General features: G+C 59.8%; 12 protein-coding genes and 1 tRNA gene. 5 read left to right on the forward strand and 8 right to left on the reverse strand.

Annotated features, from left to right (window positions below; genetic code table 11):
- Positions 1 to 10: 10 nt before the first annotated feature.
- The 3 genes from ACN0SY_RS06755 (at position 11) to ACN0SY_RS06765 (ending at position 5033) form a co-directional block, all read left to right on the forward strand.
- A complete protein-coding gene (locus ACN0SY_RS06755; RefSeq protein WP_417685625.1) occupies positions 11 to 1165 on the forward strand; it encodes an acyl-CoA dehydrogenase family protein in 1155 nt (384 codons plus the stop codon).
- 164 nt (positions 1166 to 1329) lie between these two features.
- Positions 1330 to 2160 carry a universal stress protein gene (locus ACN0SY_RS06760; protein WP_417685627.1) on the forward strand — a complete coding sequence of 277 codons (831 nt, stop codon included), beginning with the start codon at positions 1330 to 1332 and terminating at the stop codon, positions 2158 to 2160.
- A gap of 140 nt (positions 2161 to 2300) precedes the next feature.
- Positions 2301 to 5033: a bifunctional acetate--CoA ligase family protein/GNAT family N-acetyltransferase gene (locus ACN0SY_RS06765; RefSeq protein ID WP_417685629.1), complete on the forward strand. Its 2733-nt coding sequence runs from the start codon at positions 2301 to 2303 to the stop codon at positions 5031 to 5033.
- Here ACN0SY_RS06765 and ACN0SY_RS06770 read toward each other — a convergent pair.
- The 4 genes from ACN0SY_RS06770 to ACN0SY_RS06785 all read right to left on the reverse strand — a co-directional run bounded on the left by ACN0SY_RS06770 (position 5030) and on the right by ACN0SY_RS06785 (position 8443).
- Positions 5030 to 6703 carry a thiamine pyrophosphate-binding protein gene (locus ACN0SY_RS06770; RefSeq protein WP_417685630.1) on the reverse strand — a complete coding sequence of 558 codons (1674 nt, stop codon included), beginning with the start codon at positions 6701 to 6703 and terminating at the stop codon, positions 5030 to 5032. The genes ACN0SY_RS06765 and ACN0SY_RS06770 overlap by 4 nt on opposite strands.
- 202 nt (positions 6704 to 6905) lie before the next feature.
- Entirely contained in the window at positions 6906 to 7343 is a 438-nt protein-coding gene (lysM, locus tag ACN0SY_RS06775; RefSeq protein ID WP_417685631.1) for a peptidoglycan-binding protein LysM, read from the reverse strand.
- A gap of 212 nt (positions 7344 to 7555) precedes the next feature.
- Positions 7556 to 8014 (reverse strand): Hsp20/alpha crystallin family protein, encoded by a 459-nt coding sequence (locus tag ACN0SY_RS06780; RefSeq protein WP_417685632.1) that lies wholly within the window; start codon positions 8012 to 8014, stop codon positions 7556 to 7558.
- Between the two features lie 48 nt (positions 8015 to 8062).
- Positions 8063 to 8443, reverse strand: a complete 381-nt coding sequence (locus ACN0SY_RS06785) for a hypothetical protein (RefSeq protein WP_417685633.1) — start codon at positions 8441 to 8443, stop codon at positions 8063 to 8065.
- A gap of 139 nt (positions 8444 to 8582) precedes the next feature.
- On the opposite strand from ACN0SY_RS06785, the gene ACN0SY_RS06790 reads away from it, so the two are divergent.
- The gene (locus tag ACN0SY_RS06790) at positions 8583 to 10172 is read left to right on the forward strand and encodes an AAA family ATPase (protein WP_417685635.1); all 1590 of its coding nucleotides are present in this window, start codon (positions 8583 to 8585) and stop codon (positions 10170 to 10172) included.
- A gap of 9 nt (positions 10173 to 10181) precedes the next feature.
- Here ACN0SY_RS06790 and ACN0SY_RS06795 read toward each other — a convergent pair whose 3' ends face one another.
- The 3 genes from ACN0SY_RS06795 to ACN0SY_RS06805 form a co-directional block, all read right to left on the reverse strand.
- On the reverse strand, positions 10182 to 10502 hold the full coding sequence (locus ACN0SY_RS06795; RefSeq protein ID WP_417685636.1) for an AzlD family protein: 321 nt from the start codon (positions 10500 to 10502) through the stop codon (positions 10182 to 10184).
- A complete protein-coding gene (locus ACN0SY_RS06800; RefSeq protein ID WP_417685637.1) occupies positions 10495 to 11199 on the reverse strand; it encodes an AzlC family ABC transporter permease in 705 nt (234 codons plus the stop codon). The genes ACN0SY_RS06795 and ACN0SY_RS06800 overlap by 8 nt, the downstream gene beginning before the upstream one ends.
- A gap of 188 nt (positions 11200 to 11387) precedes the next feature.
- Positions 11388 to 12215, reverse strand: a complete 828-nt coding sequence (locus tag ACN0SY_RS06805) for a sulfite exporter TauE/SafE family protein (RefSeq protein ID WP_417685638.1) — start codon at positions 12213 to 12215, stop codon at positions 11388 to 11390.
- Between the two features lie 194 nt (positions 12216 to 12409).
- Here ACN0SY_RS06805 and ACN0SY_RS06810 point away from each other — a divergent pair, with 194 nt between their 5' ends.
- Positions 12410 to 12943 (forward strand): DUF3291 domain-containing protein, encoded by a 534-nt coding sequence (locus ACN0SY_RS06810; protein WP_417685639.1) that lies wholly within the window; start codon positions 12410 to 12412, stop codon positions 12941 to 12943.
- A gap of 21 nt (positions 12944 to 12964) precedes the next feature.
- Here ACN0SY_RS06810 and ACN0SY_RS06815 read toward each other — a convergent pair.
- A tRNA-His gene (locus ACN0SY_RS06815) sits at positions 12965 to 13041 on the reverse strand.
- Positions 13042 to 13180: the final 139 nt, after the last annotated feature.

Genomic DNA, 13180 nt, shown 5'->3' on the forward strand with positions numbered 1-13180 from the left:
GGAAACGTCAATGGATTTCAACCTCACCGAAGAGCAGCAGATGATCGCTGATACGGCAGCGAAGCTGGCTGCGGACAGGCTGGAGCCGGTTGCCGAAACGCTGGACCGGGGCGAAGGCCGCGAGGAACTGCTCTCAAACCTCAAAATTCTGGCCGAAAACGGCTTCATGGGTTTGAACGTTTCTGCCGACTACGGCGGAACAGAAGCTGGTTCGGTCGGGTTTGCGCTCGCAATAGAGGCCCTGGCAGGCGCGTGTGCGTCAACTGCGGTCACCGTTTCGGTCAGCAACATGGTTGGTGAAGTGATTCAGGCGGTCGGCTCCGAGGAGCAGAAGGCATTGCACCTGCCTCGGCTGACCGACGGCACCTATCCTGCCGGCGGTTTCTGTCTCACGGAATCTTCCGCCGGATCTGACCCCTCCGCGATGAAGACCCGCGCGGTCAAGGATGGCAATCACTACGTCCTCAATGGCTCCAAGCTCTACATCACCTCTGCTGAATATGCCGGCGTGTTTGTCGTGTGGGCGGTGACAGATCCCGACGCGCCGAAGGGCAAGGGGATTTCCTGTTTTCTCGTTGAAGCCGGGACGCCCGGCCTCGTCATCGGGAAGGCGGAAAAGAAGATGGGCCAGACCGGTTCGGCGACGAACGAAGTCCTCTTCCAGGATTGCCGGATTCCCGCCACGTCCATGATGGGAGATGAAAACGACGGTTTCCGTATTGCAGTCGGTGAGTTGGCAGGGGGGCGCATTGGCATCGCATCGCTTGCGCTTGGCATTGCAAGGAAGGCGATGCTCGCCGGCAAATCCTACATCAAGGAACGTCAGCAGTTTGGCCGCTCACTCGGCGACATGCAGGGACTGCAGTGGATGATTGCCGACCGGGAGACCGAACTCGAAGCCGCACGACTGCTTATCATGCAAGCAGCAAGCCTCAAGGATGCCGGCCGCCCCTTTGGCCGGGAAGCTTCGATGGCCAAGCTTTTCGCATCTGAAGCAGCCCAAAAGGCAACCTACACAGCGCTCCAATTGCATGGAGGTGCGGGCTATATCAAGGACTACCCGCTGGAGCGTTACGCGCGCGATGCGCGCATCACGACGATCTACGAGGGAACCTCCGAGATCCAGCGCCTGATCATCGCACGAGAGGCAATGAAAGCCGTTTAGAGCCACCGGCATCGGTGGGCGCCACCGCAAGACAGATCACCTTCGGACCAGCGTTACCGGCTTTGACCAGAGTCAAGGCCGGAACCTGAAGCCATAGGTAGGGTTTATTTAAAAGCCCGAACCGGATGGCTGAATGTTCGCGCTTTTCAAGGAGGATCTTGATTATGGCATTGAAAGATATTTTTACGATCGTCGATATGAGTGGTGCACAGCCGGCGGCGAAATATGCGCTCGATCTTGCATCCGCAAATGATGCCCACGTGACCGGCCTTGCCTTGGCATTCGAACCTGTCGTTCCGGCATTCGCCGCCGCGCCGATGCCGGTTGATTACCTCCAGGCAGCACATGAACAGGCCGTCGCGGCGGCAAAGGACGCACAGAGCCAGTTCGAGGAACTCGCGCGGCTGGCAGGCGTCAAATCAGAAAGCCGCCTTGCGGAGGTTCTGACCGGTGGTCCTCTCGAAGGTGTCATGCAGCACTGTCGTACGACCGACATGGTCGTCATCGGACAGACCAATCCCGATTCTCCGGAACCGATGCGCGAACTCCTGATCGAGACCCTTTTGTTCGAAAGCGGCGTTCCGGTCCTCCTGGTTCCCTATATCGGTGCAAAGGAGAGCACTGCGAAGAATGTTGTGATCGGCTGGGATGGCAGTTCGACGGCGACCCGCGCTGTCCATGCCTCACTTCCGTTGCTGCAAAAGGCCGACAAGATTACCGTGCTTGTTATCGACAAGGGTGCCGCCGGTGGGGGACAGCCAGGGGCTGACATTGCAACCTATCTCGCCCGCCACGATCTCAACGTGACGATCGATGTCATCACGAATCCCCAGATCAGCGTGGCAGATACCGTACTCAACTACGTTGCTGACCACACCAACGATCTCGTCGTCATGGGGGGCTATGGCCACAGCCGGATGCGCGAATTTCTCTTTGGGGGCGCGACGCGCGAAATCCTTGCCTCAATGACCGTTCCGGTCCTGATGGCCCATTAACATGACCGAAGGCGCGGTCCGCTCCGGGGCCGCGCCCTCGATACTTCCTGCAAAAACGACTCCCGATCGACGATCCGGGCGAATTCTTCCTTAAGTGTTCCCTGTCAGGGTCTGCCCAACTTCCGCTGGAGGATGACGGCTTGACCATACGCAACCTTGAAGGCTTCTTCTCCCCGCGCTCGCTCGCCTTGATCGGACCCTCACGTCACGGGGACGACGTGGTGCAGAAACTGATGCAAACGCTTGCATCGGCTGGAAGCTCTTTGCCATTCTCGCTCGTCGACCTGCCGGACCTCGGTACTATTCGAGGTGCGGTCCACACGTCGCTCGCTGACATGCCTGCCGGACCGGACCTCGCGATCCTGTTGACGCCGGTCGACGACGCCCCAGCCCTGATTTCACGACTGGCGGAAAAAGGAACGCGTGCCGTTCTTCTCATCTCGCCAGGATTTGAAACCTGGCCAGAGCACCTGCTCCAGGCATGTCGCGAAGCCGCGCGTACGCATAGTCTGCGCCTGATCGGCCCCGGCAGCCTTGGCCTCGCGGTGCCCGCAATGGGTTTGAACGCCCTTCTGAGCTCCGTTCCGCCTGCACCCGGCGACATTGCGCTCGTGTCTCGCTCAGGTGCCGTCTTGAACGCGACGCTGTCCTGGGCGGCCAGCCACAAGACGGGGTTCTCTGCGGTCGTTTCCCTTGGAGACAGGACAGATGTCGATATCAGCGACCTGATCGACTATTTTGCTCAGGACTACCGGACACGCGCCATTCTCCTGCACATGGAAGGGATCTCGCATGCCAGAAAATTCCTGTCCGCGGCGCGGGCTGCAGCCCGGAGCAAACCCGTCATCGTCATTCGGTCGGGTCGAAGCCACGACATGGGTGGCAGCGGACGCACCCACGCAGGCCGCCTGACCACACTGGATCTCAGCTACGAAGCCGCGTTCAGGCGCTCGGGGATGATGCGTGTGAATGATCTCGACGAGATGTTCGAAGCCGTGGAGACACTGTCTCGTGTTCGAGTTCCCAGACTTGAAGCGCTGACGATCCTGTCGAACGGACGCAGCCTCGCGTCGCTAGCGGCCGACCGGCTGAGCGGGCATGCTGGCGCGCTGGCGCATCTTTCCGCGGAAACCTCTGCGAAGCTCGTCGAACACCAGCGACCTCAGACCAGAGCACAGGAACCCGGTCAGCCGGTAATCCTGCGTGAAGACCTTTCTCCAGATGACCTGCGCTCAGCAATAGGTACGGTGCTTTCGGATCCCGCAACCGATGGTGTTCTGGTGTTGCAGGCCCCCACGGCCTTCACCGACCTTGAAACGATTGGGACCGCAATCGCGGACGCGGCAAAAGCCGACCGCAGGCGCACGGGTCGGCGAAAGGTAATCATCGCCGGACTTGTGGGGAACGACGGCTTGGCACGGGCAGCTCTCGACGCGGCGCATGTTCCTTGTTTCGGCAGTCCCGCCGAGGCCGTGCGCGCCGCCATGTACCTGACAAGGGACGCACTTTCACGCGACTTCCTGATGGCGGCCCCCACGTCCCTGCCTTGCGATTTCACCCCTGCTAGCGCGACTGCACGCTCACTCGTCGAACGGGCGCTATCTGAAGGGCGGACCTGGCTGTCGCCGGAAGAGGTCGCCTCCCTGCTGGAAGCATATCAGATCCCCGTCATCGGAACGCGTCTGTGCAGCAGCCCAGCGGCAGCACGAGAACATTCACTCACCGTGTTTCAGTCGACGCGGCGATGCGTCGTCAAACTCATTTCGCCAGACCTCCCATTCAAGTCCCGGATTGATGGGGTCCGGCTGGACCTTGAAGATCCGGAGGCGGTCGAAACGGCGGCAGAGGAGCTGATCGAGCGGACCCGGCTCCGGTATCCCTCGGCAACAATCGCCGGGGTCAGTGTGCATCCCATGCTCGAGGACCGGAACGCTCTCGAGCTCTTCGCCGGTCTTTCAGATAGCCGGGTCTTCGGTCCCTTGCTGGTGTTCGGCGCTGGAGGCACGGCAGTCGAGGATCGGGCCGACATCTCCGCCGAACTTCCCCCCCTCGACCTGAATCTCGCCCATGGCCTGATCCGACGGACGGAAATCTCGAAACTGATCGACGGCTCCGCCTCGCGCCCGATGCTTGACCGCGAAGCCATCGCACTCACGCTCGTGAAAATATCTCAGATGGCCGTCGACATACCGGAGATCCGGGAGCTTGACATCAATCCGCTCATCGTCAGGGAAAGCGGGGTCCTTGCGCTGGATGCACGCGTTAGCCTGGCACGTTCGGAGCGCACACCCGGCCGAGCCGGTGGCTCTCGGCTCGCCATTGCCCCGTATCCGCAGGAGCTCGAAGACACGCTGACGCTGAAAGATGGCTCAACGGTGTTTGTCCGGCCTGTCCGGCCGGAAGACGAAGATCTGTTCAGGCAGTTTTTCGAAGCAGTCGACCCGGAAGATCTGCGCCTGAGGTTCTTTGCACCGGTAAAGGATTTCAGCCACCGCTTCCTCGCACAGCTGACCCAGCTGGACTACGCACGTGCGATGGCCTTTGCCGCCCTCGACAAGGACAGTGGCTGTCTCCTCGGCGTGGTGCGACTGCATGCCGATCCGGACCACAAGACCGGAGAGTATGCCGTCATGGTCCGCTCTGACCTGAAGGGTGCCGGGCTTGGATGGGCGCTGATGAAGCTGATCATCCGCTATGCCAAGGCAGACGGTATCGAGACCGTCAGGGGCGAGGTCCTGAAGGAAAACACAAGCATGCTCGCCATGTGCAAGGCGCTTGGTTTTCAGGTGACCACGTCCCATGACGATCCGGCCATCGCCGATGTGAAACTGCCGGTGACCGCCCTCGATGATACCGACGGTGCGCCCGACTAAGCCTTCAGCCTGGCCTCAGCGGCGGCCCGGATCTGGCTCAGGGAATTGGCTGGCGTGATCGCCTCCGGATCCAGCTTGAGATGAAGCAATGCAGGCTTGCCCGAGGCGCGCGCACGCTCGAACGCGGGACCAAAGGCATCCGTATCCTCGACTGTTTCGGCATGAGCACCATAGGCCCGCGCGAAGGCGGCGAAGTCGGGGTTGACCAACTTGGTGCCGGACGGACGGCCGGGATACTCGCGTTCCTGGTGCATGCGAATGGTGCCGAACATGCCATTGTCGACTGCAACCACGATGATATTGGCGCCTTCCTGGCATGCGGTCCCGAATTCCTGCATGGTCATCTGAAGGCAGCCATCGCCCGCAAAGCAGATGACCTCGCGGTCTGGAAACGCCAGCTTTGCGGCAACTGCTGCAGGAAGGCCGTACCCCATGGATCCGGACGTCGGCGCGGCCTGAGTGCCATATTTGCGGAAGCGATGGAACCGGTGAACCCACGTCGCATAGTTGCCCGCGCCGTTGGTGAAGACCGCATCCTCAGCAACATTGGCCTCGATCCAGTCCATCACACCTGACATCTGCAGCGCTCCCGGAACCTGCGGCCGCGCACCCGACCATGCCAGGTAGTCCTCGTGGGCCTGCCTGGCTCGTCCCTCGTTCTTGAGTTCGGTCGGCGGTTGAAGACCCTCAGCAGCCTTGCAGAAGGCGGTCGGACTGGCGTTGATCGAGAGCGCTGCGCGATACACCCGACCAAGTTCATCAACATCGGGGTGGATGTGAACAAGCGGTTGCGCAGGCTGCGGGATGTCCAGCAGCGTGTAGGACTGGCTCGGCATTTCGGACATGCGACCGCCAACGAGGAGGATCAGATCCGATGACTTGATACGTTCTGCGAGCTTCGGGTTGATGCCGATTCCGACATCGCCGGCGTAATTTGGATGCAGGTTGTCGAACAGCATCTGACGGCGGAAAGAACATGCGACCGGCAGATCAAAGCGCTCGGCGAAACGCGTGAAGGCCGCAACGGCGGCTTCAGACCACCGGCTCCCTCCGAGAATGGCAATCGGCCGCTCTGCCGCCCACAATCGCTTTTGCAGATCAGCCATCTGAGTCAGGCCGGGAAACGTCTCGACCTGCGCCCACGGCTCCGGCTGTCCGACATCCGCGATTTCGACCAGCATATCTTCAGGCAGGGCAAGAACGACCGGGCCCGGACGGCCGGATGTTGCAACGTGATAGGCGCGCGAAATGAACTCCGGGACCCGGTCGGCGTCGTCGATCTCGGCGACCCATTTGACCATGTCTCCAAACATCTGGCGGTAATTGACTTCCTGGAACGCCTCGCGCTCCCGCATGCCCCGCTCGATCTGGCCGATGAACAGGATCATCGGCGTCGAATCCTGCATGGCCACATGAACACCAGCAGCAGCATTGGTCGCGCCCGGACCACGGGTCACCATGCAAATGCCGGGCTTGCCGGTCAGCTTGCCGTAGGCATCGGCCATCATCGCCGCGCCGCCTTCCTGGCGGCAGATGGTGACCGGGATATCGACATCGTGCAGGGCATCAAGGACTGCAAGGTAGCTTTCGCCGGGAACGCAGAAAACCCGCTCCGCACCGTGCAACTCAAGGGCCTCCACCAGAAGTTGCCCACCTGTTTTACCGGCCATATCCATTCCCTGTGCTCATGAAGTCGATCAGACCCAAAGGACCCTTTCATAATTTTTACTGCAAACGGAGGCCCTCCGGCAGTGGGGGCTCACACGTAATTTGGCAATGACATCATTCCATTTTGGACAATCAAAAAACCGGCTGCGGGAAAGCCGCAGCCGGTCATTCATTTCCATGATTTTCAGCGGCCAGCCGGGCCGGTCAGCTCAGCGGGGGAATCCTCAGAACCTGGCCCGGGTAAATCTTGTCCGGATGCGAAAGCATCGGCTTGTTGGCTTCGAAGATAGCCTGGTACTTGGAACCGTCGCCGTAAGCCTCAGCGGACACCTTCCAAAGCGTGTCACCCTTCTTCACGGTGTGGAATTTCGCTTCCGGCTGGGCTTCTGCAACGGTGATTTCTTCTTCAACCTTGGAAATACCGAGAACATTGCCAACGGCAAGGATCAGCTTCTCCCGCGCTTCCTGCGTCGGAGCGGCCCCGGCGACCTTTACCGTATCACCAGAAACCTCGACCTTGACATCGCCATCAAGGCCCAACTCGGCGACTTCGGCCTGGATGGCCTCTGCGCCTGCGGTTTCTGCTTCATCATCGCCGAACAGTTTCTTGCCAGCGTCTTTTACAAAATCAAAAAAACCCATCCCGTTTATCCTATGCACAGCGGGCGAAACACACACCCGAATAGATCGACCCGAAAGTGATACCTGACCGCTGAAACAAAGTTCAAGAACCTTACCTAAGGTCACCACCAGCAGGTGCACGTTGCTAAGACATAAAAGGGGCGCCAGCCAGGCTGACACCCCTTTTATGCGCGTGAGAATTCAATGCCGACTGTGTGCGGCTTGGCGAGCCATCAGCCTTTGCGTTTGACTGCGATCCTGTTGCCCTGCGCAGCCGTCTCCGCGGGACGCGGCAAGACGACCGTCAGAACGCCATTGTCCAGATGAGCATCGACCGCGTCAGGAGCAGGAGCGAAAGGCAGCGTCATGACACGGCGGAACGCGCCATAACTGCGCTCGCTGACGTGACGATCCTTTTCGCTGACCGTCTTGCCGTGCGACTTCTCCCCCTTGAGTGTCAGAGTGTTCCCGGAAACGGAAACATCCATGTCCTTTTCCGCAATCCCAGGCACTTCGGCGGTCAATTCAAGGCCCGTCTCGGTCTCGTTGACATCAATGGCGGGAAAGCCATTGCCGAAACTGGACGCTGACGGCAGTGACCGTCCGAAATCCTGAAAGAGGCGCTCCATCTCCTTCTGCAAGGAGGCGAGGGAGCTACCCGTATCATTCCATAGAGAAGGCATTGAAGGCATGTCGCGTCTCCCTTCTAGAAAACCCCCGCGTCTAGCAAACTGCAGGGCCTACACAGACTGGACGGTCACCACCTGAAAGGTGTGCATTTCACCGTCCTCATCCTTGATGGATACGTATTCCCCCGGTTGGAACGCATGTGCACCAAACCGGTATCCGGCTTCATCGTCGTCATCGCCCTCGATGTCGTAGTGGAAGGCCCAGGATCCGCCCGGACGGTGAATAAGGTGGCCGATCTCTTCCTCTTCACCGCCCCAGAACCGACGGACACGACAATGCGCGCGCTCCTTCTTCCACAAACCGGCATCAATGTGCCCGGTCTCATCGAGCGGAGCGGTAAACTCATACCCGTGCTGAGCCGAACCCTGGGGATGCTCCTTGGTACGCGCCAGATTCAGTCTGATCTTTTTCAGAGCAGGATAGGTGCTCATGGGGTCTTCTCCTTGTATTCTTCTGCGATGACGAGAGTGCCACATTGGCGTCAGCTCTCATTGAGGAAAGTCAAAGGCCTGCGGACCGGTTCCGATCAGTATCGCGAAAGCCGGTCACAGCGACGCTGAAAGGTCACAGATGTCCGAAGAACCCACCCAGAAAGCGGCGCTTGATTATCTGACAGCACTGGCGGCCGAGCAAAGCGGCGACACGTCGCCTGTCAGGGTCGACACACATGCCAATATTGTGCTTCTGGCCGGTGATACGGCCTACAAGGTCAAGCGCGCGGTCAAGTTTCCTTTCCTCGACTATTCAACGCCGGAGAAACGGGCCGAGGCCTGCCGAAGGGAAATCACCCACAACATCAACAACGCGCCGCAAATCTACCGCGAGGCGGTCCCGATCGTCCGCGCCGCGAACGGCACACTGTCTCTCGGCGGAAAAGGCGACCCGGTCGAGTGGGTCGTTATCATGAACCGGTTCGACCAGTCCTTGCAGCTAGATCAGATCGCCGCGAAAGGGCCACTCTCCAACGAACTGTGTGACGCCCTGGCGACGATGCTCGCCAGAGCTCACGAGAATGCACCTCGACATCCCGATGCGAGCCAGGGTTTCGTCGATGAGTTGGCAAGCTACGTCGATCAGAACGAAGCGGCCTTTGCAGAGCATCCTGACCTCTTCCCGCCCGACGAAGCCCTTCGCCTGACGCGCCAGTCCCGGAATGCTCTCGATCGGATCAGGTCGCTCATTCTGAACCGCGGCGCACATGGTCATATCCGCCTGTGTCACGGCGACGCCCACCTTAGGAACATTGTTCTTCTGGACGGGGAACCGGTCCTTTTCGATGCCATCGAGTTTTCGGACGCCATGGCAACAACAGATACACTCTACGACCTTGCCTTTCTGATCATGGATCTGTGGGAGCGCGGCCAGCGCCCCGCCGCAAATCGCATCTTCAACCGCTATCTGGATAAACAAGCAGAGCCCGAACGCATGGCTCAGCTGAATGAAGACGCACTTTGCGCCCTGCCCTTCTACCTGATGATGAGAGCTGCAATACGGGCAAAGATCGCGGCGAGCGCCGCCCGGACACAGCAGAACGAGCGACAAAGGCAGGAACAGGAAGATCAGGCCCGGGCATATTTTGCGCAGGCCCAGGCCTTTCTCGATCCCGACGAACCCGCACTTCTGGCTATCGGCGGCCTTTCCGGAACAGGCAAGACGACGCTTGCTCATGCCCTTGCCCACCGTATCGGCCGCGCGCCCGGAGCCAGGATCTTGCGGACAGATGTGGAACGCAAGAAACGCCTTGGCATTCCCGAAACCGCGAAGGCCCCGCCGGAGGCCTATACACGGGAAGCGTCCGACGCTGTCTATGAAATCCTGGAGAGAAAAATTGCTGCAACGTTGGCGGCCGGACACTCCGCCATTTTCGATGCAGTCTTCGCCGGCGAGGCCGACCGGGAAAAGATCTCGGACGTCGCTTCTAGCGCGGAAGCACGCTTTTGCGGTCTTTGGCTCGAGGCGCCCGAAACCGTCCTGAAGGACCGTGTCAGCGCGCGTCAGGCCGATGCGTCGGACGCGACGCCTGCGGTGATAGATCTTCAGCTCGGATATGAGCTCGGAAAAATGGCCTGGAGAAGAGTGGATGCAGGCGGCGATGCAGCCTCGACGCGTGAGCATGCCGAAACCGCACTCGGCGACCTTATCGCGACAGGCAAGGACTAGGGTATTGCTCTAAAATCCGTAGGCCCGGATGGCAGCTGCGGCAACGACCGCACAGAACACCGCAACGATATCCTTTCGAACCAGCGCCATGACCGCTCCCGACACCACGAGACAGACGGCAACCGGCAGGCCGCCCTCCAAAGCGATCGGCAGGATGGTCGAAACGATGATCGCACCGGGAAGGGATTCCAGCGCACGGCGAACACGCGGTGTCAAAGGGACACGCCCCATCACCCAGTAACCTCCGGCGCGCATGGTGTAGGTTACGAGCGTCATGGAGAGGACGGCGGCAACGAACAAACCGTCGGCAGAAAAGCTGTTCTCAATCATCGAAGAATGCCCCCGCCAGCGCTCCGCTGACCGCGCCGGTCAGAATCCCCCAGTAGCCTCCGAACTCGTACCAGGTCAGGACGGCAATCCCTCCGGCAATCGTCCAGCTCAATGTCTGGCGGCGCCCTTTCCAGAGTGGAACCAGAAGCGCGATGAAAAACGCGGGCATGACGACGTCCAGGCCCCAGGCTTTCGGGTCGCTGACCAGACTGCCAAAGAAGTATCCCGGCATGACCGCAAGCGACCAGACGCACCAGATAAATAATCCGCTGCCTAGAAAAACGCCCCAGTCACGCTCCCCCTTGTCGTATTCACGCAATGCAAGCAGCCAGTTGATATCGGTCAGAAAGAACAAGGCAGGATAGGTCTGCTTGCCCGGCACGCTACCAAGCCACGGGCGAAGGCTGGCACCGATCAGCAGCATGCGCATGTTGACCGCGGCAACGACACCCGTCATCGCCAGAACAACACCCCACGTGATCGGCGCGGAATAGACCTCCATCGCAACGAACTGGGAAGCGCCGGCGAAGACGAATGAATTGATCAGCAGGGTCTCTAGGAACGTCAGTCCCTTCTGAGCCGTGACCGTGCCGAAAACGGCGCCGAAGGCGATTGTCCCTGGCATGAGAGGCAGACAGAGCCGTGCGCCCTTGATGCAGCCGGCATAGGTGAGCGTGGCGGAAGTGCGCTCGGACATTGGTTCCTCTGGCCGCGCATCTGATCATGTCAGACGGCGCAGTATCTCGAAATGAAAGTTGGCCCGGAAAGACGCAAAGGCGCCACAGACGTGGCGCCTCTACAGGCAGAGGACCGAACATGGACCAGATTGCGTCGATCCACCAATGAAAATGCGTGATCGACCCATTCACCGGAGGTCCTGACGCCCTACATCATGAAGTCGTAGATCATCCGAACACCGGTGAAGCCCAGGAACAAGGCGAAGACAAGCTTCAACTTGGACGGGTCGATGGCATGGGCAATCTTCGCACCGAGCGGTGCGGAATAGACGGATGCCGGAATGATCAGAAGGAAACCGACCAGGTTCACGTAGCCAAGCGAGAACGGCGGACGCCCCTCGACGCCAAGTCCGAACCAGATCGACATCAACGTGCCGGGGACAGCAATAATCAGTCCGATGGCAGCAGCAGTGCCAACTGCCTTGCGGATCGGATAGTTGAAAAGGGTCAGGATCGGCACGCCCAGCGTTCCCCCGCCAATGCCCATCATGACGGAAATGCCGCCGATCACGAAGCCGATGGCCTCCTTGATCGGAGTTCCGGGGAGCTTGTCGGCCAGTGCCGCCCCGTCCTTGCGCAGCAGCATGTTAGCCGACACCGCAAGGGCGACCACGCCGAAGACCAATGTCAGCGTGCCACCAGAAATGTTGCCGGCAAGCGAGGCGCCAGCAATGACACCGAGCGCGATCGCCCACCACCAACGCTTCAGGAGATCGACATCCACCCCGCCCCGTTTCCAGTGTGCGCGGGCAGACGAAGTACCGGTGGCCAGAATGGTCGCCAGTGACGTTCCGACGGCCACATGCATCAGTACCGATTGGTCAATACCCAGGGCGTTGAACATGTAATAGAGCACCGGCACAATGACGATGCCTCCGCCCACACCCAGAAGTCCGGCGATAATTCCCGCCACGAGTCCCGTGGCCAGGAGCGCCACGGCCAGCATGCCAAGCGAGATCAGGCTGATGTCTTCCATCGAATGTCCTCCGGACCTTCCGTTCGTGTCATCCTGCAACACTTGCTCGAAGATTTCCGATTTGAACCGTCCTTGCATTTCACAAGTACAGGCGTTGGCGGGTACTCTCTTCGTGCGCGCGCTGTCAGCGTGTGTAATTGCATACAATTTTTATCGCAAGAGGTGTAAATGTCGACAATTTTCAGCAACGAACGATGACGGATTTCGTTCTGGCAGCCTATACCTTCGGTCAGTTTCTCAACCGCGCAGAGTCACCCGCGATCCAGAGCTTCTTCGACATCGAACCTTCGGTCGCGGCGCATCTCGAAGCGTCGCCAGGCTTCATAGCCCGGTCCGGCTATGATAGCGACCCGGGCCCTGAGACATGGGGCAAACAGGTATTTCCCCGCTTCTGGACCGACAACGGAGACGGTTTTGCTCCGTCCACGCTATCGCTCTGGCAGGATATGGAATCCCTGGCGGCTGCGACTTATCACGGTCCCCACGGCGCTGCCTATAAACGCGGTCGGGAATGGAACATTCCGGCAATCGATTGGCCGGGCTACGTGATTTGGTGGGTTCCAAGCAGTCACAAACCGAATTGGGCGGAAGCGGTCGAGCGCCTCGAACACCTGTTCGACCATGGCGCGACGCCTCATGCCTTCACGTTCAAGACGGCATTCGACCCTGACGGCATTGCGGCAAAACTGAACTCCGCACGCGTGAAGTCAATCGCCGGTAAGGCGTGATGCTTTTTTCGATTTGGGAAATGGTACAGACGGGTGGATTCGAACCACCGACCTTCGGAGCCACAATCCGACGCTCTAACCAACTGAGCTACGTCTGCATGTCGCGACACGTTTCGTGTCGAAGTGGCGCGGACCATATGGAGGATGGCCGCCGATTGCAAGGGCGTCTTCTATAGCGCTTTCCGACTGTCCACAAGCGGGAATTTCGCCGAGGAAGAGCTTTTTCACCCACGCCGG

Origin of the sequence: Roseibium sp., assembly GCF_048261595.1 — a bacterium.
Classification (GTDB): domain Bacteria; phylum Pseudomonadota; class Alphaproteobacteria; order Rhizobiales; family Stappiaceae; genus Roseibium.